The sequence below is a fragment of the Flaviaestuariibacter amylovorans genome, from assembly GCF_039541815.1.
Classification (GTDB): Bacteria; Bacteroidota; Bacteroidia; order Chitinophagales; family Chitinophagaceae; genus Flavisolibacter; species Flavisolibacter amylovorans.
Genome location: NZ_BAABGY010000002.1, coordinates 125,708 through 147,029, shown reverse-complemented (window position 1 = coordinate 147,029; position 21,322 = coordinate 125,708). Strand labels below are relative to the sequence as shown.

General features: G+C 59.8%; 19 protein-coding genes. 11 read left to right on the top strand and 8 right to left on the bottom strand.

The genetic code is table 11. The features are described from left to right. Nucleotides 1–41 precede the first annotated feature (41 nt). The gene (locus ABD937_RS02985) at nt 42–530 is read left to right on the top strand and encodes an RDD family protein (RefSeq protein WP_345253249.1); all 489 of its coding nucleotides are present in this window, start codon (nt 42–44) and stop codon (nt 528–530) included. 61 nt (nt 531–591) lie between these two features. Continuing rightward, entirely contained in the window at nt 592–1,299 is a 708-nt protein-coding gene (locus ABD937_RS02980; protein WP_345253248.1) for a Mut7-C RNAse domain-containing protein, read from the top strand. A gap of 127 nt (nt 1,300–1,426) precedes the next feature. Here ABD937_RS02980 and ABD937_RS02975 read toward each other — a convergent pair whose 3' ends face one another. The 3 genes from ABD937_RS02975 to ABD937_RS02965 form a co-directional block, all read right to left on the bottom strand. Continuing rightward, nucleotides 1,427–4,852 (bottom strand): methylmalonyl-CoA mutase family protein, encoded by a 3,426-nt coding sequence (locus ABD937_RS02975; protein WP_345253247.1) that lies wholly within the window; start codon nt 4,850–4,852, stop codon nt 1,427–1,429. Between the two features lie 259 nt (nt 4,853–5,111). After that, a complete protein-coding gene (gene carB / locus ABD937_RS02970) occupies nt 5,112–7,934 on the bottom strand; it encodes a carbamoyl-phosphate synthase large subunit (RefSeq protein WP_345253245.1) in 2,823 nt (940 codons plus the stop codon). A gap of 141 nt (nt 7,935–8,075) precedes the next feature. Next, nucleotides 8,076–8,348, bottom strand: coding sequence for a PLDc N-terminal domain-containing protein (locus ABD937_RS02965; protein WP_345253244.1), 273 nt, complete (start codon nt 8,346–8,348; stop codon nt 8,076–8,078). Nucleotides 8,349–8,551: 203 nt separating this feature from the next. Here ABD937_RS02965 and ABD937_RS02960 point away from each other — a divergent pair, with 203 nt between their 5' ends. Beyond that, on the top strand, nt 8,552–9,403 hold the full coding sequence (locus tag ABD937_RS02960) for a hypothetical protein (protein WP_345253242.1): 852 nt from the start codon (nt 8,552–8,554) through the stop codon (nt 9,401–9,403). A gap of 281 nt (nt 9,404–9,684) precedes the next feature. On the opposite strand, the gene ABD937_RS02955 is transcribed toward ABD937_RS02960, so the two are convergent. From ABD937_RS02955 to ABD937_RS02945, 3 genes are all read right to left on the bottom strand, one after another. Beyond that, nucleotides 9,685–9,858, bottom strand: coding sequence for a hypothetical protein (locus tag ABD937_RS02955; protein ID WP_345253240.1), 174 nt, complete (start codon nt 9,856–9,858; stop codon nt 9,685–9,687). Nucleotides 9,859–10,059: 201 nt separating this feature from the next. Further along, complete coding sequence (locus ABD937_RS02950; protein ID WP_345253239.1) at nt 10,060–10,239, bottom strand: hypothetical protein; 180 nt, start codon at nt 10,237–10,239, stop codon at nt 10,060–10,062. A 221-nt stretch (nt 10,240–10,460) separates the two neighbouring features. After that, nucleotides 10,461–10,835 (bottom strand): YtxH domain-containing protein, encoded by a 375-nt coding sequence (locus tag ABD937_RS02945; RefSeq protein ID WP_345253237.1) that lies wholly within the window; start codon nt 10,833–10,835, stop codon nt 10,461–10,463. 231 nt (nt 10,836–11,066) lie between these two features. Here ABD937_RS02945 and ABD937_RS02940 point away from each other — a divergent pair, with 231 nt between their 5' ends. The 3 genes from ABD937_RS02940 (at nt 11,067) to ABD937_RS02930 (ending at nt 13,788) form a co-directional block, all read left to right on the top strand. Next, a complete protein-coding gene (locus ABD937_RS02940) occupies nt 11,067–12,722 on the top strand; it encodes a M23 family metallopeptidase (protein WP_345253236.1) in 1,656 nt (551 codons plus the stop codon). Between the two features lie 176 nt (nt 12,723–12,898). Then, on the top strand, nt 12,899–13,363 hold the full coding sequence (gene bcp, locus ABD937_RS02935) for a thioredoxin-dependent thiol peroxidase (RefSeq protein WP_345253235.1): 465 nt from the start codon (nt 12,899–12,901) through the stop codon (nt 13,361–13,363). A gap of 35 nt (nt 13,364–13,398) precedes the next feature. Then, nucleotides 13,399–13,788: a hypothetical protein gene (locus tag ABD937_RS02930; RefSeq protein ID WP_345253234.1), complete on the top strand. Its 390-nt coding sequence runs from the start codon at nt 13,399–13,401 to the stop codon at nt 13,786–13,788. Between the two features lie 202 nt (nt 13,789–13,990). Here ABD937_RS02930 and ABD937_RS02925 read toward each other — a convergent pair whose 3' ends face one another. Together ABD937_RS02925 and ABD937_RS02920 are read right to left on the bottom strand one after the other, a co-directional pair. Further along, nucleotides 13,991–14,695, bottom strand: a complete 705-nt coding sequence (locus ABD937_RS02925) for a hypothetical protein (RefSeq protein ID WP_345253232.1) — start codon at nt 14,693–14,695, stop codon at nt 13,991–13,993. Between the two features lie 477 nt (nt 14,696–15,172). Continuing rightward, nucleotides 15,173–15,952, bottom strand: a complete 780-nt coding sequence (locus ABD937_RS02920; RefSeq protein ID WP_345253230.1) for a biotin--[acetyl-CoA-carboxylase] ligase — start codon at nt 15,950–15,952, stop codon at nt 15,173–15,175. An 87-nt stretch (nt 15,953–16,039) separates the two neighbouring features. On the opposite strand from ABD937_RS02920, the gene rsfS reads away from it, so the two are divergent. The 5 genes from rsfS (at nt 16,040) to ABD937_RS02895 (ending at nt 20,959) form a co-directional block, all read left to right on the top strand. Continuing rightward, entirely contained in the window at nt 16,040–16,441 is a 402-nt protein-coding gene (gene rsfS, locus ABD937_RS02915; RefSeq protein ID WP_345253229.1) for a ribosome silencing factor, read from the top strand. Between the two features lie 57 nt (nt 16,442–16,498). Beyond that, nucleotides 16,499–18,577, top strand: a complete 2,079-nt coding sequence (gene ftsH / locus ABD937_RS02910; RefSeq protein WP_345253227.1) for an ATP-dependent zinc metalloprotease FtsH — start codon at nt 16,499–16,501, stop codon at nt 18,575–18,577. A gap of 38 nt (nt 18,578–18,615) precedes the next feature. Then, the gene (locus tag ABD937_RS02905) at nt 18,616–19,209 is read left to right on the top strand and encodes a LutC/YkgG family protein (protein ID WP_345253225.1); all 594 of its coding nucleotides are present in this window, start codon (nt 18,616–18,618) and stop codon (nt 19,207–19,209) included. Between the two features lie 8 nt (nt 19,210–19,217). Beyond that, nucleotides 19,218–19,997, top strand: coding sequence for a UDP-2,3-diacylglucosamine diphosphatase (locus tag ABD937_RS02900; RefSeq protein ID WP_345253223.1), 780 nt, complete (start codon nt 19,218–19,220; stop codon nt 19,995–19,997). Between the two features lie 131 nt (nt 19,998–20,128). Beyond that, on the top strand, nt 20,129–20,959 hold the full coding sequence (locus tag ABD937_RS02895) for a hypothetical protein (RefSeq protein WP_345253221.1): 831 nt from the start codon (nt 20,129–20,131) through the stop codon (nt 20,957–20,959). Nucleotides 20,960–21,322: the final 363 nt, after the last annotated feature.

The following is a 21,322-nucleotide window of genomic DNA, read 5'->3' as shown; positions in this document are numbered from 1 at the left end:
AATTTTCCTATCTATTCGTTGCCACCTGAAAGCCAGCGCTTATGAATACCGTCGACCCTATGCAGCCGCCTGTTGAGCAGGACCTCTTCTCCGAGATGGAACCCGTACTGGTACAGGCCGATGGTGGCCTGCGCTTTGTCAACCTTCTCGTAGACCGCTTGCTTTTCATGGGCTTTATCTACTTGCTCGGATTTCTCCTGGGCATGTTTGCCCCCGGCTCCGTCGACTGGCTGGCCGACATCAACCCGATCGTCGACTTCCTGCTTACCAGCGTTTTGTTCTCCCTGTACATTGGCTTCCAGGAAACGCTCCTGAACGGCATAACCATCGGCAAGTTCCTGACCGGCACCCGCGCTGTTAACGCGGACGGCACCCCCATCAGTGCCCAAACGGCCTTTGCCCGCGGCTTTTCCCGCGCGGTTCCCTTCGAGGCGTTCAGTGCCCTTGGCACCCCTTGCCTCCCCTGGCACGACAGCTGGACGAATACCTATGTGATCAAGGAAAAAGAGTCGCGCCTCGGTAATAACTGATCAATTTCACCTTCCTGCAATGCCGGTCCCGTACCCGGCATTCTTTTTTCCGGCATCCGGCATGGACGCACCCCTACATACTGCCCGGGTCTGCTTCGAAGGACGGCTCGCCGACTTCCGCCCCGGCCCGCTAACACCCGAAGGCCACTACCGCTTTTCGGGCCACCCTACGATCAAAGACGCGATCGAAGCCCTCGGCGTGCCGCATGTGGAGGCCGGCACCCTGCTGGTAAACGGCACCGGCGCGCGCTTCTCCGACCCGCTGCAGCCCGGCCACGAGCTGCAGGTGTTCCCCGACGATGCGCCCCTCCCCGCCCCGCGCTTTGTACTCGACGTGCACCTGGGCTCCCTTGCCCGCGCCCTGCGCCTGCTCGGCTTCGACTGCCTCTACGAAAATGATTACAGCGACCCGCAGATCGCTGCCATCGCCGCCGCGGAACAACGCGCCGTACTTACCCGCGACATCGGCCTGCTCAAGCACGGCAAGGTGCGCTGGGGCTACTGGCTGCGCTCGCAGCACAGCGAGGAGCAACTCGCCGAGGTGATCGGTCGCTACCGGCTGCAGGATGCCATTGCGCCCTTCCGGCGCTGCCTCTCCTGCAACGGCGCCATCGCCGCCGTGGCCGAGGCCGACGTACGCGCCCTCATCCCGCCCCGCGTACTCGGCTTCCAGAAGGAATACTTCCAGTGCGCCCATTGTGGCAAGGTATACTGGAAAGGCACCCATTACCAACGGATGAAGGCCTTTATCGAACGGGTATCGAAATGATGCACGTGTTGCGCGAGACGCAAAATGCATAGGGTTCGCGACGCAAAAAAAGAGACGCACATGGTGCGTCTCTTTTTTTGCGTCGTATCGGCACATCTGAAATCTGAGATCACAGATCTGACATCCCTTACATGTTGCGGCGGTACTGGCCACCTACCTCGTACAGGGCGTGCGTGATCTGCCCGAGGGAACAATACTTCACCGTTTCCATCAGCTCGGCAAACAGGTTGCCGTTCCGCACGGCCACTTCCTTCAGGCGCTGCAGCGCTTCGGCGCTCTTGCTTTCGTTGCGCTTCCAGAAAGCCTGCACGTTCACGATCTGCTGCTCCTTCTCCTCTTTCGTGGAGCGGATCACCTCGTTGGGCAGCACCGTAGGACTACCGTTCTTGCTCAGGAAGGTGTTGACGCCGATCAGCGGGAGCTCGCCGGTGTGCTTCTGGTGCTCGTAAAAGAGGCTTTCCTCCTGGATCTTGTTGCGCTGGTACATCCGCTCCATCGCGCCCAGCACGCCGCCGCGCTCCGTGATGCGGTCGAACTCGGTGAGCACGGCTTCCTCCACGAGGTCCGTCAGCTCCTCGATCGCGAAAGAGCCCTGGATGAAGTTCTCCACCTTGGCGGATCCGAGCTCGCGGTTGATGATGAGCTGGATGGCCATGGCGCGGCGTACGCTCTCTTCGGTGGGCGTGGTGATGGCCTCGTCGTAAGCGTTCGTGTGCAGCGAGTTGCAGTTGTCGTAGATCGCGTAAAGGGCCTGCAGCGTCGTGCGGATGTCGTTGAAGTCGATCTCCTGCGCGTGCAGCGAGCGGCCGGAGGTCTGGATGTGGTACTTCAGCTTCTGCGAGCGATCGTTACCCTTGTATTTATACTTCATGGCCTTGGCCCAGATGCGGCGGGCCACACGGCCGATGACGCTGTACTCGGGGTCCATGCCGTTGGAGAAGAAGAACGAAAGGTTCGGCGCGAAGTCGTCGATGTTCATACCGCGGCTCAGGTAGTACTCCACGTACGTAAACCCGTTGGCGAGCGTGAAGGCAAGCTGCGTGATGGGGTTGGCACCCGCCTCGGCGATGTGGTAGCCGGAGATGGATACGCTGTAGAAGTTGCGCACCTTCTGGTCGATGAAGTACTGCTGCACGTCGCCCATCAGCTTCAGCGCGAATTCGGTGGAGAAGATACAGGTATTCTGCGCCTGGTCTTCCTTCAGGATGTCGGCCTGCACGGTGCCGCGCACCTGCTGCAGGGCCTGGGCTTTCAACTGCTCATACACATCTTTCGGGAGCACCTCGTCGCCGCTGAGTCCCAGCAGCTTCAGGCCAAGCCCGTTGTTGCCGGCCGGCAGGCGCTCCGGCGCCGAAGGATTGTAGTATTGCGGTGCGCCGACGGCCTTGTACTTCATTTGGCTCACCTTCTTCACCTCATCCCAAAGGCCATGCTGCTCGATGTACTTCTCGCATTGCTGGTCGATGGCGGCATTCATGAAGAAGGCCAGCAGCATCGGCGCGGGGCCGTTGATGGTCATCGACACAGAGGTCTTGGGGTCGCAGAGGTCGAAGCCGGAGTACAACTTCTTGGCGTCGTCCACCGTGGCGATGCTCACGCCGGAGTTGCCGATCTTACCGTAGATATCCGGTCGATATGCGGGGTCCTCGCCATAGAGCGTCACCGAGTCAAAGGCCGTGGAGAGGCGCTTGGCGGGCTGTCCTTCCGACACGTAGTGGAAGCGCTTGTTGGTGCGCTCGGGACCACCCTCGCCGGCGAACATCCGCGTGGGATCTTCGCCCTGGCGCTTCAGCTCGAACACGCCGGCCGTGTAGGGAAACTCACCGGGAAGGTTTTCCTGCAGCTGCCAGCGGAGGATGTCGCCCCAGTCGTTATATTTCGGCAGCACCACTTTTGGGATGCGGGTTCCGCTGAGCGACTTCGACACGAGGTCCTGGCGGATCACCTTGTCGCGTACCTGGTATTCGAAATAGTCGGCCCCGTATTTCTGCTGTACGGCAGCCCAATTCGTGATCAATTTCTTGCACTCGGGGTGCAGGCCCTCTTCGAAGCGCTGCTTCAGCTGCTGCAGCTCGGGAAGGGCGCTTACTTCTTTCTCGCCGATGATGCCGCTCACTTTGTACCACTGCGAGGCGAGGGCACACTGCTCGTTCACCCAGCTGTCGTAGGTGCGGTTGTTCTCGGAGATCTCCGCGAGGTAGCGCACGCGCGCCGGCGGGATGATGAGGCTCTTGGAGGAAAGCTCGCCGGTCTCTTCCACGGCCGCGGTGCCGAACGACTTGCCGGTCTTCTTCTCGACGGTCGTGATCAGCTTCGCGAACAGGGTGTTCACACCGGGGTCGTTGAACTGGGCGGCGATGGTGCCTACGATCGGCAGCTCCTCGTCCTTGGCGGTCCAGAGCGCGTGGTTGCGCTTGTATTGCTTACGCACGTCGGCGAGCGCGTCGAGGGCGCCGGCCTTGTCGAACTTATTGATGGCGACCACGTCGGCGTAGTCGAGCATGTTGATCTTTTCGAGCTGCGAGGCGGCTCCGTATTCGGGCGTCATCACGTAGAGGCTCACGTCGCAGTAATCAAGGATGGAGGCATCGCTCTGGCCCACACCGGCCGATTCGAGGATGATGAAGTCGAAGCCCGCGGCGCGGCAGATGTCGAGGGCGTCCTGCACGTGCGCGGACAGGGCCACCTCGGAGTCGCGCGTGGCCAGCGAGCGCATGTAGGCCCGCGGCGAGGAGATGGAGTTCATCCGGATGCGGTCGCCGAGGAGGGCGCCGCCGGTTTTCTTTTTCGAGGGATCCACCGACACCACCGCGATCGTCTTGTCAGTATAGGTCGAGAGGTAACGGCGCACGATCTCGTCGGTGACGGAGCTTTTACCCGCACCTCCCGTACCGGTAATACCAAGTACCGGGGGCTTCATGCTGTCCGAAGGCGATAGATGCGTATCGCCGCCGAGAGCCTTCATCTTCTCAAGGAGCTCATCGTACGGCTTTCCATCCTCGGCGAGCGTAATCGCCCGAGCAATCCGGCGTACATCTTTTCGCTCACCAAGAGGCAACTTACCATTCCAACTTTCGGAAGCTTTCCAATACGAAGACTGCTCTACCGAAGTTCCCCCTTCGGGGGACAGGGGGCTGCACTGTTTTATGACATCCTCGATCATGCCTTCGAGGCCCATCTTGCGGCCGTCGTCGGGAGAATAAATGCGGGTGATGCCGTACTGGTGCAGCTCGGCGATCTCCTGGGGGAGGATGGTGCCGCCGCCGCCGCCGAAGATCTTGATGTGGCCGCAGCCGTTCTCCTCGAGGAGGTCCTTCATGTACTTGAAGAACTCCACGTGGCCGCCCTGGTAGGAGGTGATGGCGATACCCTGGGCGTCTTCCTCGATGGCGCACTCCACGATCTCGTGCACCGAGCGGTTGTGGCCGAGGTGGATGATCTCGGCGCCCTTGCTCTGCAGGATACGCCGCATGATATTGATGGCGGCATCGTGCCCGTCGAAAAGGGAAGCGGCGGTAACGATACGGACCTTGTTCTGAAGTTGATAGCTCATATAGCGTAGGGATAAAATCGGGGCAAAGGTACGCCGGAAATCGTCAGGCGTGAGGCGTCAGGCGTGAGCGGCGGCGGGGTTTTAACAAGGGTGCTGCCGGGAAATACAAAGAACACGGATGGGACGAATGGCCACGGATATTTCGGCTCCGATCCGTACCATCCGTAACATCTGTGTTCCCGGCGCGTAAAAAGAAGGCCCAGGAAATGCTCCCCGGGCCCTTATTGCCGATTGCCGACTACCGATTGCCGATTGCCGCTTACTTGCTGAGGTACATGCTCCGGTCCTTATACAACTGCCGGAAATACGGGTCGCGGAGGTCCTTGATGAAGCGGATGGCCTCGCCCGTGCTTTTCATTTCGGGGCCGAGCTCCTTGCTCACGTTCGGGAACTTGTTGAAGGAGAACACCGGCTCCTTGATGGCGTAGCCCTGGAGCTTTTTCTCGTAGGTGAAGTCCGTCAGCTTGTTCACGCCCAGCATGATGCGGGTAGCGATGTTGAGGTAGGGGATCTCGTAGGCCTTGGCGATGAAGGGCGTCGTGCGCGAGGCGCGCGGGTTGGCCTCGATCACGTACACCATCCCGTTCTTGATGGCGAACTGGATGTTGATGAGTCCCTTGATGTTGAGCGCGCGCGCGATCTTCTCGGCATAGCTCTCCATCGTGGCCACGAGCAGCGGGCTCAGGTTGAAGGCCGGCAGCACCGCGTTGGAGTCGCCGGAGTGGATGCCGGCAGGCTCGATGTGCTCCATCACGCCCATCACGTGGAAGTTTTCGCCGTCGAACAGGGCGTCGATCTCGGCTTCTTGGCAGCGGTCGAGGAAGTGGTCGATGAGGATCTTGTTGCCGGGGATGTGCTTCAGCAGCGAGATCACGGCTTTCTCCGTTTCCTCGTCGTTGATCACGATGCGCATGCGCTGCCCGCCCAGCACATAGCTCGGGCGCACCAGCACGGGGTAGCCCACCTTGTTGGCCACGTCGATGGCCTCGTCCACATCGGTGGCGGTGCCGTATTCGGGGTAGGGGATATCGAGCTCCTTCAGCAGGTCGGAGAAGCGGCCGCGGTCTTCGGCGATGTCCATATTGTCATACGAAGTGCCGATGATCGGGATGCCTTTCTCATGGAGCCGCTTCGCGAGCTTGAGGGCCGTTTGCCCGCCGAGCTGCACGATGACGCCATCCGGCTTTTCGTGCTCGATGATCTCCCAGAGGTGCTCCCAGTACACCGGCTCGAAATAAAGCTTGTCGGCGATGTCGAAGTCGGTGGAAACGGTCTCGGGGTTGCAGTTCACCATGATCGACTCGAAGCCGCACTCGCGGATGGCGAGCAGCCCGTGCACGCAGCAGTAGTCGAACTCGATGCCCTGCCCGATGCGGTTGGGACCGGAGCCGAGCACGATGATCTTTTTCTTGTCGCTTACTTTACTTTCATTGTCGTGGCCGCCTTCAAACGTGCTGTAGAAGTACGGGGTCTTGGCCTCGAACTCGGCGGCGCAGGTATCCACCATCTTCCACACGCGGGTAATGCCGAGGGCCTTGCGCTTCTCGTATACCTCGTCCTCGGAGCCGTCGGTGATGATGCGGGCGATCTGCTCGTCGGAGAAGCCATGGGCCTTGGCGCGGCGCAGCAGCTCCTCGGGCAGCTCGTGGAACCAGTATTCGCCGAGCTCCTTCTCGATCTGTACGATCTTCTGGATCTCGTAGAGGAACCACTTGTCGATATAGGTCGCCTTGTGGATCGTATTCACGGAAACGCCCAGCATGAGCGCGTCCTTGATGCGGAAGATGCGGTCCCATTTCGGGGTCTTGATGTATTCGAGGAGCTCCTCCGACTTCATGCCGCTCTTGCCGTAGTAGCCGAGGCCAATGGCGTTGTTCTCGAGGCTCTGGCAGGCCTTCTGGATGGCCTCGGTAAAGGAGCGGCCGATGGCCATCACCTCGCCCACCGACTTCATCTGGAGGCCCAGCGTATCGTCGGCGCCCTTGAACTTGTCGAAGTTCCAGCGCGGGATCTTCACGATCACGTAGTCGAGCGCGGGCTCGAAGTAGGCGGAGGTCGTTTTGATGATCGGGTTCTGCAGCTCATCGAGCGTGTAGCCGATGGCGAGCTTGGCCGCGATCTTGGCGATCGGGTAGCCGGTGGCCTTGGAGGCGAGGGCCGAGGAGCGGCTCACGCGCGGGTTGATCTCGATGGCGATGATCTCCTCGGTCTTCGGGTTGAGGGCGAACTGCACGTTGCAGCCGCCGGCGAAGTTGCCGAGGTCGCGCATCATCATGATGGCGGTGTTGCGCATCAATTGAAAGGCGGTATCGGAAAGGGTCATGGCCGGCGCCACGGTGATGGAGTCGCCGGTGTGCACGCCCATGGGGTCGAAGTTCTCGACGGTGCAGATGATCACGACGTTGTCGTTGGCGTCGCGCAGGAGCTCGAGCTCGTATTCCTTCCAGCCCAGCACGGCCTGCTCCACGAGCACCTCGTGGATGGGCGACGCCTGGAGGCCGCGGGTAAGGGCCTCGTCGAGGTCGTCTTTCGTATGCACGAAGCCGCCGCCGGTGCCGCCGAGCGTGAAGGAGGGGCGGATCACGAGGGGGAAGCCGATCTCCTGGGCGAACTCCTTGCCTTCGAGGAAGGAATTGGCCGTCTTGGCCGTGGCCACGGGTACGCCCAGGCGCAGCATCCACTGGCGAAACTGCTCGCGGTCCTCGGCCTTGTCGATGGCCTTGATGTCGACGCCGATGAGCCGGACCCCGTACTTTTCCCATACACCGAGGTCCTCGGCCTCTTTGGCGAGGTTGAGGGCTGTTTGTCCGCCCATGGTGGGGAGCACGGCGTCGATCTGGTTTTCCTCGAGGATCTGCTCAATGCTTTCGACGGTGAGCGGCAGCAGGTACACCTTGTCGGCCATCATCGGGTCGGTCATGATGGTGGCGGGATTGGAGTTGATGAGGATCACCCGGATGCCGTCTTCGGCGAGGGAGCGGGCGGCCTGGGTGCCGGAGTAGTCGAATTCGGCGGCCTGTCCGATGATGATGGGGCCGGAGCCGATGATGAGGACGGTCTTGATGGAGGGGTCTTTGGGCATCTTTCTTCTGTGAGGGCATCGCTTTTCCCGTTCCTTCCTGCCGCTCGCGGTCCTTTGGCAGGACGCGCGCGGGCACAAAAAAACCGGGCGATTGCCCGGGGGGCAAAAGTAGCGGAATGCAGGTTACGGTACGAAGAAAAGCTAGGCGTTGCCGGAAGAAAGTGGCTGGCGGCCGGCCGAGGGGTCGGGACCGGCGTCGAGGCGGCGCCAGTAGCGGCGGCGCTGGCTGAGGTAGAGGAAGGCGCCGATGACGGGCATCAGCCATACGATGTTGAGCCACATCGATTTTTGCGACAGGTAGCGGACGGGGCGCTTCTGGATGTCGAACACGCAGAACAGGTAGAGGGCGATGGCGCCGATAATGGCGGCGGCGAAAAGCGCGGGGGCCAGCAGGTTTTCCAGGAGATCGTTCATGACACCGGTGTTACGCTGTCGAAAATACAAAAAACCTGGTGGAAAGACTTGCCTGCCCTGCTTTCTAAAACACGCTTTTTGTTGGGAAAAATCCCATGATTTTCTGGTGAAAGCCACTTGCCTGGCCCCTGCCGGGCGGGGTAGTTTTGATCCATCAATGGCCGCTGCGCAGCGCCGATCGAATCATCACCAAAAAAACCATCATGAAAAAGATTTTTGCATTTTTACTCATGCTTTTCGCCGTCGCCACGGTGAAGGCCCAGGAAGAAGTCCAACTCTCCGACGATCAGATCATCAAGGTCACCGAGCCGGTCGGATTTCTTCATAATCAGGGCCTTGATTATATTTATGAGCAGCTGCGCTCTTCCTACGGCGAGGTGTTTCCGCCGACTAAGCCGAAGGAAGGGCGCCCCAAGCTATATTCGATCCTGGATGGTGCAACACTCAGTTTTGCGAAGAGCACCTTTAACTCCGATGAGCTGGATCATTCCAGGTTCATTAACGGCGACATGACCGGACTGATCGCTACCCACGCAGAAGTGCCGCTGGCGGACCTGTTCAAGGTGGCAGATCCTGAGCACAAGCTCTCCGGCGAATTCTATGAAGCCGTTACTGCACTTGACGGGTTGATGCAGGATGTTGACCGCAACCAGATGCGGTGCGCCTACGATGAGTTGGTAAAAGAAAAAATTGGAACTTTAAAGAGCTACGACGAAAAGCTCGCGTGGGGTTCGGCAGTGAGCATTGCCTACCATAGCCTGGCTTACTGGGAAAAGAACCGGGACAAGTGGCAGAACTTCTTCGGCAGTGGCAGCAAGACGGCTACTGCCCGGAAGCCGGCCAAGGATATTGCTAAAGCAGACGTGGCGGGTATCGTAACAGGTGGCATTAGCGGCTGTGCATATGGAGCGGTCGGAGGCACAGTCACCATGCCTGGTATCGGCACCGTAGCCGGATGTGCAGGTGGCGCTGCTGTAGGAGCTGTAGCAGGCGGCTTGGGCAGTTCTGCGAAAAAGGCAGCCGAAGCCTTTGTTGATTGGCTCTTCGGTGACTAAAAAACACTAAACCCAATTGCCATAAAATGAAACGACAAACAAAAATCAAGATCGCGTTGTTCTTTTCCGTCGTCCTGGTTTCCTGTCTTGTAAACAGGTTTATCATGGGAGATCCATCCCTCTACGAGGGCATATCTACCGGAGTTGTAATCGGATTGATTTTGTCGCTCCTGTTCCGGTTTCCCGAAAAGAAAGAACAACCATCGGCGAAGAAGAGTGTTCTCTAATTTTCCAGACCAGGAAGCCTCCGTAGGGCTTTCTGGTTTTTCTTTGCCCCACGTTCATAACCAAACCTGATCCCATATGAGCACGAATAGTATGATCCGGATCGCAATGACCTTCAGCGCAATGACCTGGTCGCTCAAAATCCTCTTTTTCTCGGCGATACCCGGTGGCATTACGTGGAAAATCGTCGCCGCATCCATAGGTGCATTCGTATTCACTTCGTTCTTCATACTTACGATCGTGTATCGAAACAAAGCCTGACGCCACCCAAAACGAAAATAGCCGCCCCTATGGGACGGCTATTTTCGTATGGGCTGACCGGAAGTCATTCCCGCGTAACACCCTTCAGCATGGGGCTGCGCCGTAGCGAAGCCGATTAAGGCCGTTGGGGCCAATACTGCAGGCCGGTGCGGGCACTCCGGGCCCTTCCTTTATAAACCTGCTTTGCCCAGCGCGCCCGTGAGCTTGTCGAGGGGCAGGCCGCTGACAAGTTTCTTTCCTTTCTGTACCAGGCTCTGGCGCTGCATCGGGGTCATGCGCTGGTAGGCATAATAACCGGCGGCAGCGAGGCCCGCCAGGATCAGGGGCTTGGACGTAAGTGCTCGTAACATAATCTTCGTTTATAGTGTTTTACAAAAGGTTAGACTAATAAGAAACAAAATAGCGTGCCAATAAAGAATGGGCTAATGAGTTAATGGGCTAATGAGTTAATAGGCTTTCGCCAGCGACGAGTTAGACCGCCTGATTGGTGGCGCAATAAAAAAGCACAGCTCCAGAAAGAAACTGCGCTCTTCTTAGTATTAGCACATTAACTGATTAGCACATCAGCACATTATTCCCCTACATTTCCCGAAACCGGTCCCTGTGGTGTGGAGGCTCCGGAAGACGAAGCCGGGGCGGCACCGGAAGCGGCGGCAGCGGGTTGGGCTTCACCCTTGTCCTTGCCGAAGAGGTTCTCGAAGAATTCCTCCACCTTGGGCATATAATCCTTGAAGGCGTCGGCGCCCTTGGTCTTCAGCTCGTTGAAGTATTCCATGGCCTTGTCCTCGGCATCGAGCGCCGAATCCTTGAGCTTGTTGGCCTTGTCCTTCAGCTTATTGGAGAGCTCCTCCTTCTCCTCGTCGGTCATCTTATTGTACTTGTAGGCGCCGAAGGCTGCAGCCGCGCCGAGCAGGAAGGTGGCAAGGTGCTTATTGTTGACACTCATAAAAGGGGTTTTCCGGCAGGGCTGCAATAATTGTTCCCCCGCATGAGGTCGGCTCGGGAGCAGTCTGACGTTTGCTGTTGGTCCTCCCTTTTGTACGGGCGACTTCCGGATGCCCAGGAGGAGGGCGGGCAGCGGCCATAAGCCTTCCTGCGCCGGTTGCGTCGTTGCCGCCGCCCCTATCTTCGCCCCTCTGGAACGATGATTGAAGCAGCAAAGACCAATTTTTTACGGATGAACCTAAAGTCGCTCACCTTACTTTCCCTGCTGGGCGCCGCCGGCGCCGCGTCGGCACAGCAATACCCGCAGGGCTATTTCCGCAACCCACTCGCTATCCCGATGCAGCTCGTGGCCAACTTCGGCGAGATCCGCGCCAACCACTGGCATATGGGCCTCGACATCCGCACGCAGCAGCGCGTCAACCTGCCCGTATACGCGGCGGCCGAAGGCTTCGTGTCGCGCGTGTCGGTGGAGCCCGGCGGCTTCGGGCAGGCCATCTATATCGACCATCCCAACGGCTACACCACGCTCTATGCCCACATGAATGGCTTTTACCCGGAGCTCGCCCGCTGGGTGAAGGAGCAGCAATATGCCCGCGAGAGCTGGGCCGGCAACTTCTACCCGAAGCCGGGTCAGTTCCCGCTCAGCAAGGGATCCTACATTGGCCCCAGCGGCTCCACCGGCGCGTCGCAGGGCCCGCACGTGCACTTCGAGATCCGCGACACCAAAACAGAAAATTGCCTCAATCCCCTCCTCTTCGGCATGCCCATCGCCGACGCCGTGCCGCCCTCCATCGGCCGCATCGCGCTCTACGACCGTACCCGCAGCACCTGGGCGCAGACCCCGCAATTCGTGAGCGCCGGCAGCACCGTGCGGGTCGGGTCGCGCCGCGTGTCGTTCGCCGTCACCACCACCGACCGCCTCAGCGGTACCAACAACCCCAACGGCACCTATGCCCTCCGGATGCTGGTGGACGGCCAGCCCGTGTCGGAGTTTGCCCTCGACGATATCTCCTATAACGAGACGCGCCTCATCAACGCACAGCTCGACTACCGCTACCACCAGTCGGGCGGCCCCGACCTGCAGCACCTCACCCCCCTGCCCGGCGGCGCGCAGGTGGCGTACAAAGTATATAACGGCGACGGCACGGTGCACCTCGACGACGAAGACGTGCACGAGGTGGCGCTCGAGGCCCGCGACCATAACGGCAACAGCACGCGGCGGTCGCTGCGCGTGCAGTACGACCCGGCCCTTGCCCGCTCCGGCGAAACCACCGCCGGCGAGCGCTTCCTGCCCAACCACGTCAATGTATTCGAGCGCCCCGACTTTGAGCTGTACACAACGGAACGTACGATCTACGACACGGTGGCGGTACTCTTCTCCGCAGCCGACGCCTGGGCCGCCGGCGTGGCCTCGCCGCGCTTCAGCTTCCTGGAGAAAGGCGTGCCCGCGCACGACTCGGTAACGGTGCGCATCCGGGCTTCCGTAGCAGGCGCAGAGCAACAGTCCCGCACCGTGATCGTGAACAAGGCGGGCACGCGCACCTTCGTGCAGCGCGCGCGCTGGAACAGCGGCTGGGCGATGGCCAAATTCCGGCAGTTCGGCACCTACCAGGCCTTCGTCGACAACGAGCCGCCCACCGTGAATGCGCCGCCCGCAAGCCTCCGCGGCCGCGGCTCGATCGTGTTCACCCCGCGCGACAACTTCAACGTCATCCGCTCCTTCCGCCTCGAGGTCGATGGCCAGTGGCTCCGCTGCTCCAACGACAAGGGCCGCAGCTGGGTCTACGCCTTCGACGAGCGCTTCCCCGCCGGCACCCACGAGCTCAAATTAACGCTAGAGGATGAAGCCGGGAACAAGACCGTTCGCACGTGGACGGTTACGAGGTAGCAAGGTTTAGAGGGTTTAGAGGGTTTAGCAGGTTTAGCAGGTTGTTAAACCTGCACATAGGTAAGCCCTACTTTTGCGGCGCATTTTAGACGCCAAGAACCCAACGAACCCTACGAACGTTAAGAACGAACCTCTAAACCTTCTAAACACTCTAACCCCCCCTAAACCTTTCTACTATGGCTACACATTTAAAAGCCGGCGACAAAGCCCCCGCGTTCTCCGGGGCCGACCAGGACGGCAATAAAGTTTCGCTCGCCGATTTCAAAGGGAAGAAAGTCGTCCTCTTCTTCTATCCCGCCGACGACACGCCCGTATGCACGGTGCAGGCCTGCAACCTCCGCGACAACCACGCCCTCCTGAAGCAGCACGGCTACCAGGTGATCGGCATAAGCCCCGACGACAGCGCGTCGCACAAAAAGTTCGAGCAGAAGTTCAGCCTGCCCTTTCCGCTTGTGGCGGACCCGAAAAGGACGATCATCGAAAAATACGGCGTCTGGGGTGAGAAGAACATGTACGGCAACACCGTCATCGGGCTGCACCGCACCACGTTTGTGATCGACGAGAAAGGCGTTATCGGCAAGATCTTCCTGCGCCCACGCAACAAGCAGCACGCCGAAGAGATCATCAAATCCGGAAGCTGACGCAACGTTTCCCGCTCCGGCGGGGTCAGGAGGATATGAAACACCTCTTCGTGCTGCCCCTCGCCGGCGCCCTGCTGGCCTGCAGCAAATCCACAACGACCACCGAAGGCACCGGCATCGCCGGCACCTGGAAGCGCACCGAGACCCTGATGGACCCCGGCAACGGCTCCGGCCAGTGGGGCGCGTTGCCGGCCAATGAGCAATCGACCGTCACCTTCGGCGCCGACGGCAGCATCCGGACGGCCAACCACTGGTACCTCGCGCGTTACCAGCAATACCGCGTGCTCTCCTCCAGCCAGCTGCGCATCTACGGCAACGCCGACGACTCGGCCACGCTCGGCTACGAGTTTCACAAAGGCCGGCTCCGGCTCAACCTGCAGTGCATCGAAGCGTGTAAGGACGGGTTTGTGCGGGTGGGTGATTAGGTTTCGGGAGTCCTTTGTTCCGGGGCGAGTAAAAATTCAAAATTCAAAAAAGGCTGACGCACGCGGCACCCAATGCGCCCTGGCGAAGAGCCCGCTTTTGACTTTTGAATGTTGACTTTCGAAGCGACGACCAAAGACAGGTACCACCTGGCATCGCTTGCGCTTTTGAATTTCGACTTTTGAATTTTGACTTAAAAAAGCCTCAGTCCTTAAAGAGTTTCTCCACCAGCGATTTCGTTTCCGGGTCGTTGCGGAAGCGCTCCACGACGCGCATGTATTGCAGGTCGGTATAGAAGGGGTCGTAGCCGAGGGCGGCGGCGCAGCTGCGGATGCGGCTGTAGGCCTCGTAGCGGATCGTGCCAGCATCCACACCCTGCCTCTCGAGGGCGTTGAGCTGCTGCTGCAGGCCGTTGACGAGGCCGATGTACTTCCGGAAATCGGCGGCCGTCATGCTGTCGATGCGCGGCAGCTTGCGGAGGCGCTGCATCTCGGCCTCGCTGATGAGGCGCATATAGGGAATCTCCGGACCTTTCTTCGCCGTATCCGGAACGGCCGCGGGCAGCTCCACCAGCCACAGTTGCTTCTTATCCGCCCCCGGAAACCGGAAGCAGGTAGCGCTCGTAACGGTCTCGCCTTCCTGCAGGTGCCGCACGCGGAGGCAGTGCACGTCTTTCTCCTTCACGCTGCCGAAAATGGCGAAGGCCTGCCGGTACTGCTCCCGCCCGAGGCGCGGGCTGCCGTCCCAGTTGAGGTGCTGGTTGATGAGGCTGTCTTTGCGGATCGAAAACCGGATGACGCGGTCGCGGCCGAAGCTGTACCAGTTGCCCTGGAGTGGGCTCTGGGCTACGACTGTGCCCCCGATCAGCAAGGCTGCCGCCAGAGCGGCCGCACGAAAAGAAAAGATCATGGAATGAAGATAAGACTCAGGGGATTATGACTTCGGGCGCAAGCGCCCGGCTATTCGTATTGTGACAGGCAGGTTTCACTATCTTCCTGTTCGCCCGGCGCAAGCGCCTGGCATCCTTCAAAGCCGTACGGGGGTTTCACGCAAAGCCGCCAAGACGCCAAGGCGCAAGTATTTGTTTGCGGAGATTACCCCGCCAGGAGGGTGCTTATGGGTGGGATGCACACGGCGGCACGGAGCCACGGCGACACGGCGTTCTTTTATAGTCGTTGGATCAAAGGAATGCACGTTGTATTCTTAGCGGCGATTGCCCTTTACTTAAAAAATAATTCGCTGTGCCTCCGTGCCGTTGTGCCGCCGTGTGAAATCTCCCTGCCGCAGGCAGGGCGTTATTTGCGTGCTCCGCGCCTTGGCGTCACTCTTTGAAACCCGCATCCTCGTTTAGGAAAAGCCAGCCGCTTGCGGCGGCAGGCACGGCGCTTACGCTCCGCCCCGGAGGGACGGCCTGTCGGTAAACACCCACTCCACCTCGCCCACGCCGAAGCACTCCTCCACGGCATGCCGCACCCGCAGCTCCCCGCTTTCGGTAACGCCCAGCACCGTGGCCGCGAACACCCGCCCCCCCTTGCGCAGGCGAACGACCTCGCCCCTCTGGAAAAGCACGGCGTGGTACGCATCGACCGTAGCCTGCGGGTCCTGCCCGAGCTCGTCGAGCGCAGCCTCCACCCAACCCGCCAGCTCCCGTGCGAGCGCCGGCACCTCCCAGTCCTTCCCGGTGATCTGCTTTAGCGACACAGCGCGGCCCGCCGCTTCGCCAAAGTCGGTCTGGTTGATGTTGATGCCGAAGCCGGCGACCGCGCAGCGCCAGTCGGCTCCTGCCAGAATGTTCTCCACCAGGATGCCGCCCGCCTTTCTGTCACGCCAATACAGGTCATTGGGCCATTTAACAGAAGTTTCGGTTCCGGCATAGGCGGCAAAAAACCGCTGCGCGCCGAGGGCGAGTGCCATCGAGAACGGAAAGGAGCGCGGTAGGGAAAGCGCCGGGGGCGCGAGGATCAGGCTACCGGTGATGTTGGCGCCGGGGTCGGCCCACCAGCTTTTCCCACGCTGTCCCTTGCCGTTGGTTTGCTCCCGCGCAAACACGGCCGTACCGGGCGCTCCGCGGCCTGCATGCACCAGGGCGGTGGCATAGTTGTTGGTGCTGTCTACCTGCTGTAGTTCGATCCAGGGCGCGCCGAGGCGCTTCGGTGGCGGTGGCAATTTGTTCTTACTTTTGGCAAAACTATCCACTTCCCGGGCGTACCTTCCGAACAACAGCCCTTTTTTTAAACATAAAACAGACCGTTTTTGGAACAATTAGAAGCATTATCCAACCGGAAGAAGAGCGTGACCAGACTGACCAGGAGCTCGAAACTCTTTAAGACCATCATAAAGGCCATCCAGGAGAAGAAGGGCGAATCGATCGTTTCGCTCGACCTCCGCAAGATCGAGGAGGCCTCCGCCGATTTTTTCATCATCTGCCAGGCCACCAACGGCCCCCAGATCCGCGCCATCGCCGACAGCGTCGAAAGCGCCGTGAAAGACGAGTGCGGCGAGTCGCCCTACCACCAGGAAGGCCGCACCAACCTGCAGTGGGTGCTGATCGACTATGTCAATATCGTGGTGCACGTGATGCATCCCGAATCCAGGGCGTTCTATAAGCTGGAGGAAATGTGGAGCGACGCCCAGGCGCAGGAGCACAAGAGCTAAGCCCCGGCCCGCCGCCAACCCACCTAATCATTCAAGAGGATCTATTACACGTACAACATGGCACAAGAACCGTATAAGCAGGACAATAAGAACCGTATCCCCAAGTTTCCCGGCCGCCCGGGTGGCGACAACGGCGACGCACCACGCAAAGGCCCCAAATTTTCGATCTACTGGGTATATGTCATCATTTTCGCCATCATCCTGGGCTTCAACTTTTTCAACCCCCTCAGCAGCAAGACCGACGCCATCACCTTCGACAAGTTCAAGGAAATGGTCGTGGCCGGCGACGTGGAGAAATACACCATCGTCGACAACCGCGACCTCGTGCGCGTGAAGGTGAAGCCCGCGGCGCTGCCGAAATACAAGAAGGAAAAGACCAATTCCCGCTTTTCCGAAGACAACGCGGAACTCTATTTCAAGATCACCGCCAACGAGGACGTGCGCAAGACCATGAACGAGTTCTACAAGGAGAACAGCATCCCCGTGCAGAACCGTCCGCCCTCCGATGTCGAGAACGAGACCAACTGGCTCTCTCCCATCACCCAGTTCATCCTCCCCATCATCATCTTCGTGGCCATCTGGATCCTGCTGATGCGTAAGATGGGCGGCGGCGGCGCCACCGGCGGCGGCCCCGGCGGCATCTTCAACATCGGCAAGTCCAAAGCCACCCTGTTCGAGAAAGGCACCCGCGTCAACATCACCTTCGCCGACGTAGCCGGCCTCGACGAGGCCAAGGTGGAAGTGATGGAGATCGTCGACTTCCTCCGCAACCCCAAGAAATACACGTCGCTCGGCGGCAAGATTCCGAAAGGCGCCCTGCTGGTAGGCCCTCCCGGCACCGGTAAGACCCTCCTCGCCAAGGCCATGGCCGGCGAGGCCCAGGTGCCCTTCTTCTCGCTCTCCGGCTCCGACTTCGTGGAGATGTTCGTAGGCGTGGGTGCCTCCCGCGTGCGCGACCTCTTCCGCCAGGCCCGCGAGAAAGCCCCCTGCGTCATTTTTATCGATGAGATCGACGCCATCGGCCGCGCCCGTGGCAAGAACATGATGATGAGCAACGACGAGCGCGAGTCGACCCTCAACCAGCTCCTCGTGGAGATGGACGGCTTCGGCACCGACTCCGGCATCATCGTACTCGCCGCCACCAACCGCCCCGACGTGCTCGACACGGCCCTGCTCCGCCCCGGCCGCTTCGACCGCCAGGTGTCGATCGACAAGCCCGACCTCAAAGGCCGCGAAGCCATCTTCAAGGTGCACCTGAAGCCGATCAAGGTTTCCGAAAAGGTGGACATCCACAAGATCGCCGAGCAGACCCCGGGCTTCGCCGGCGCCGATATCGCCAACGTCTGTAACGAAGCCGCCCTCATCGCCGCCCGTAAAGGCAAGACCGCGGTGGACATGAGCGACTTCCAGGACGCCGTGGACCGCGTCATCGGCGGCCTCGAGAAGAAGAACAAGATCATCTCTCCCGAGGAAAAGAAGATCATTGCCTACCACGAGGCCGGCCACGCCATCTGCGGCTGGTACCTCGAGCACGCCTACCCGCTGCTGAAGGTGACGATCGTACCCCGCGGCACCGCGGCCCTCGGCTATGCCCAGTATACCCCCAAAGAGCAGTATCTCTACAACACCGACCAGCTCAACGACCAGATCTGCATGACGCTCGGCGGCCGTGCCGCGGAAGAGATCTTCTTCGGCAAGATCTCCACCGGCGCCCAGAACGACCTGCAGCAGATCACCCGCATCGCCTATTCGATGGTGACGGTGTACGGTATGAACGAGCGCGTCGGCAACATCTCGTACTACGACCCCCAGAGCGACAACTCCTTCCAGAAGCCGTACTCCGACGAGACCGGCAAGATGATCGACGAGGAAGTGCGCAAGCTGATCGACGCAGCCTACGTACGCACGAAGAACCTGCTTTCGGAGAAGCGCTCCCAGGTGGAGCTCCTTGCCGAGAAGCTGCTCGACAAGGAAGTGCTGTTCCAGAGCGACGTGGAGGCCCTCATCGGCGCCCGTCCCTTTGAAGTGCACAAGCCCATCGCCGACGCTGAGGACAAGGTTCCGGACGGCGGCATCTCGGAAGGCGTTCCGCCCTACGATCCGAATATTCTCAACCAGCAACCTTCCTCCAAATGAGTTCGGGAGCCCGTAACAGTATTTTGAAAAAGATCAGGATGGCGTTGACTCAGTCAACGCCACTTCCTTTTCCGGCCACCGACAATACGGAGCCGGTGGTGCAGCCGCTGCAGCAGGACATCCTCGTAGAATTTGCCGAGCAGTTCACGAAGCTGCAGGGCAAGTTCGCCTTCTGCCAGGACGAGCAGGAGCTGAAAGAACAGTTCGAAGCGCTGCGCGCGCAGCAGGGCTGGACCAAGGTGTTCAAGAAAGACGACCTCCTGCCCGGCCTTGTCGACGCTTCCCATATCACCAGCGACCTCGTGCACTGCGATGCCTCGGTGACCGACTGTGAGGCGCTCGTGGCCCGCACCGGCTCCCTGGTGCTGAGCGCCGCCAACAGCGGCGGCCGCCTTACCTCGGTGTATGCCCCGGTGCACGTGTGCGTGGCCTACGCCTCGCAGCTGGTGTATGATATCTCCGATGCGCTGACGGCACTGCAGCAGAAGTATAAAGGCCAGCTGCCCTCGCTCGTGACCTTTGCCACGGGCCCGAGCCGCACAGCCGATATCGAGAAAACGCTCGTTACCGGCGTGCACGGCCCCAAAGAGGTGTACCTGTTTTTAATTGACGATCTCGGTGCAACGTCTTAACCTTGCGCATGCAACTGCCACCGGGCAAAAAGGTCTATTTCCTGTCTGATTTCCACCTGGGCGCTCCCGACGCCGAGCGGAGCCGGGAGCGCGAGCGCCTCATCGTGCGCTTCCTCGAGGAGGCCCGGCAGGACGCCGCCGTCATCTTCATCGTGGGCGACGTCTTCGACTTCTGGTACGAATACAAATACGTGGTGCCCAAGGGCTATACCCGCCTCCTGGGCAAGTGGGCAGAGATCGTGGACTCCGGTATTCCCATCCACTTCTTCGTGGGCAACCACGACATGTGGATGCGCGATTACTTCCAGACGGAGCTCGGCACGCCGGTATACTACGAGGCGAAGGAGTTCACCTTCAATAACAAGCTGTTTCACATCGCCCACGGCGACGGCCTCGGCCCGGGCGACCATGGCTACAAGGCGCTCAAAAAACTCTTCCGCAACCCGGTGGCGCAATGGGGCTTCGGCATCCTGCCGCCGCGGATCGGCATCGGCCTCGCCGATTACTTCAGCCGCAAGAGCCGCGGCGGCGAGCATTCGGAAGAGGTATTCCACGGGGCCGACAACGAATGGCTCATCACCTACTCCCGCGAGGTGCTCCAGCAAAAAAAAGTCGATTATTTCGTGTTCGGGCATAGACACCTGCCCATCGATTTTCGTCTATCTGAGGAGAGCCGCTACCTCAACCTCGGCGACTGGGTGATCTATTTCACCTACGCGGTGTTTGACGGCACGGAGCTCGAGCTCAAGTCCTACACCGGGCAGGAGCACAAAATCGTAAGAGGATGAAGCAAACAAGGAACAGGGAACAAGGAACAGGGAACGGCGAAGGAAAGACGGCCGCGCGCAGCCTTTCCGGCTTACCGTCATTGCGAGGCGCCCCGACCGAAGGAAGGGGCAACGAAGCAATCTCCCATAGGTTGCCCACCACTCGTCTCCACTTCTTTATTCCCTGTTCCCTGTTCCTTGTTCTATTGTTCGCGCACGCTTCCGCAGGTGCTCAGGACTCGTTCAAATTAGTCCGTAAGATCCCGGTCATCGCCGCCGACTTCGCCATCGACGGCCTCGAAAACATCTACCTCCTGACGCCCGGCGGGCAGCTCCGGAAGTACGGCCCCGCGGGCGACTCCATCGCCGTCTTCAACGACGTAAAGCGCTACGGCAAGGTCTATGGCCTCGATGTATCCAACCCGCTCCGCCCCTTGCTGTTCTACAAGGATTTCTCCACGGTCCTCTTCCTCGACCGCTTCCTCGCGCGCAAGGCAGCCCTCGACCTGCGCCGCGTGGAGATCGCCCAGGCTTCTGCGGTGGCCAATGCCTACGACAACAATATCTGGGTGTTCGATGCGCTCCAAAGCAAGCTGAAAAAGCTCGATGAGAGTGGGCGCCTGCTGCTCGAAACACCCGACTTCCGCCAGCTTTTCGACTTCCCGTTCCAGCCCGAAAAGATCGTAGACGGGAACAGCCAGGTCTACCTCTTCGATCCGAAGGCCGGCGTTCTGGTGTTCGATTACTACGGCACCTTCCAAAAGAAATATCCCGCTACCGGGTGGCGCTCCTTCCAGGTGGTGGACCGGCAGCTCGTAGGCGTGCAAGACGCCACGCTCCTGTTCCTCAACCCCGGAACCTACCTGCAGCGGCAATACCAGTTCCCCTCCTCCTTCGGCGGCTTTCAGCGCTACCAGGTCAGCAACAGCAAGCTCTTCGCCCTCGGCAAAGACTCCGTGGCGATCTACAACGCGCCGTTTTAGGCACGCAGAAAACGCGGAAAACGCGAAATGCTTTTCTTCCTTGACACTTTACTTTACTTACTTATTCGGCCTTGCTGCTTATGGAAGCGCTGTGTGTTCGGGAGTCATCATAAAAGTGCAAAACCCTGGTGGTGCAGCAGCTTTTAGAAAACACGGAACCCTATGGACGAAATGAGCCGCGGCTCAATGTTGTAAGAATAAAGCTCTGACCTGATCCCGGTGACCTTGTTCGCGATTACCGCTCTACTCCTTCCGCGTTTTTACCCGTGTCTTTGCCCGGATCGCCTGCCGACGATTTTAGCAGAACGATCGCACCCGACGCATCCGGCAGAAAGTTCTGCCTGCTACCGAAAGCCCGGCGAC

Coding starts and splice junctions, on each gene's coding strand:
- ABD937_RS02905 (WP_345253225.1), top strand. CDS start 18,616: ATGGCGTTGACTCAGTCAACGCCACTTCCTTTTCCGGCCACCGACAAT.
- ABD937_RS02930 (WP_345253234.1), top strand. CDS start 13,399: ATGAAACACCTCTTCGTGCTGCCCCTCGCCGGCGCCCTGCTGGCCTGC.
- ABD937_RS02950 (WP_345253239.1), bottom strand. CDS start 10,239: ATGTTACGAGCACTTACGTCCAAGCCCCTGATCCTGGCGGGCCTCGCT.
- ABD937_RS02925 (WP_345253232.1), bottom strand. CDS start 14,695: ATGATCTTTTCTTTTCGTGCGGCCGCTCTGGCGGCAGCCTTGCTGATC.
- ABD937_RS02945 (WP_345253237.1), bottom strand. CDS start 10,835: ATGAGTGTCAACAATAAGCACCTTGCCACCTTCCTGCTCGGCGCGGCT.
- ABD937_RS02940 (WP_345253236.1), top strand. CDS start 11,067: ATGAACCTAAAGTCGCTCACCTTACTTTCCCTGCTGGGCGCCGCCGGC.
- ABD937_RS02980 (WP_345253248.1), top strand. CDS start 592: ATGGACGCACCCCTACATACTGCCCGGGTCTGCTTCGAAGGACGGCTC.
- bcp (WP_345253235.1), top strand. CDS start 12,899: ATGGCTACACATTTAAAAGCCGGCGACAAAGCCCCCGCGTTCTCCGGG.
- ABD937_RS02960 (WP_345253242.1), top strand. CDS start 8,552: ATGAAAAAGATTTTTGCATTTTTACTCATGCTTTTCGCCGTCGCCACG.
- ABD937_RS02985 (WP_345253249.1), top strand. CDS start 42: ATGAATACCGTCGACCCTATGCAGCCGCCTGTTGAGCAGGACCTCTTC.
- ftsH (WP_345253227.1), top strand. CDS start 16,499: ATGGCACAAGAACCGTATAAGCAGGACAATAAGAACCGTATCCCCAAG.
- ABD937_RS02975 (WP_345253247.1), bottom strand. CDS start 4,852: ATGAGCTATCAACTTCAGAACAAGGTCCGTATCGTTACCGCCGCTTCC.
- ABD937_RS02965 (WP_345253244.1), bottom strand. CDS start 8,348: ATGAACGATCTCCTGGAAAACCTGCTGGCCCCCGCGCTTTTCGCCGCC.
- ABD937_RS02955 (WP_345253240.1), bottom strand. CDS start 9,858: ATGAAGAACGAAGTGAATACGAATGCACCTATGGATGCGGCGACGATT.
- carB (WP_345253245.1), bottom strand. CDS start 7,934: ATGCCCAAAGACCCCTCCATCAAGACCGTCCTCATCATCGGCTCCGGC.
- ABD937_RS02900 (WP_345253223.1), top strand. CDS start 19,218: ATGCAACTGCCACCGGGCAAAAAGGTCTATTTCCTGTCTGATTTCCAC.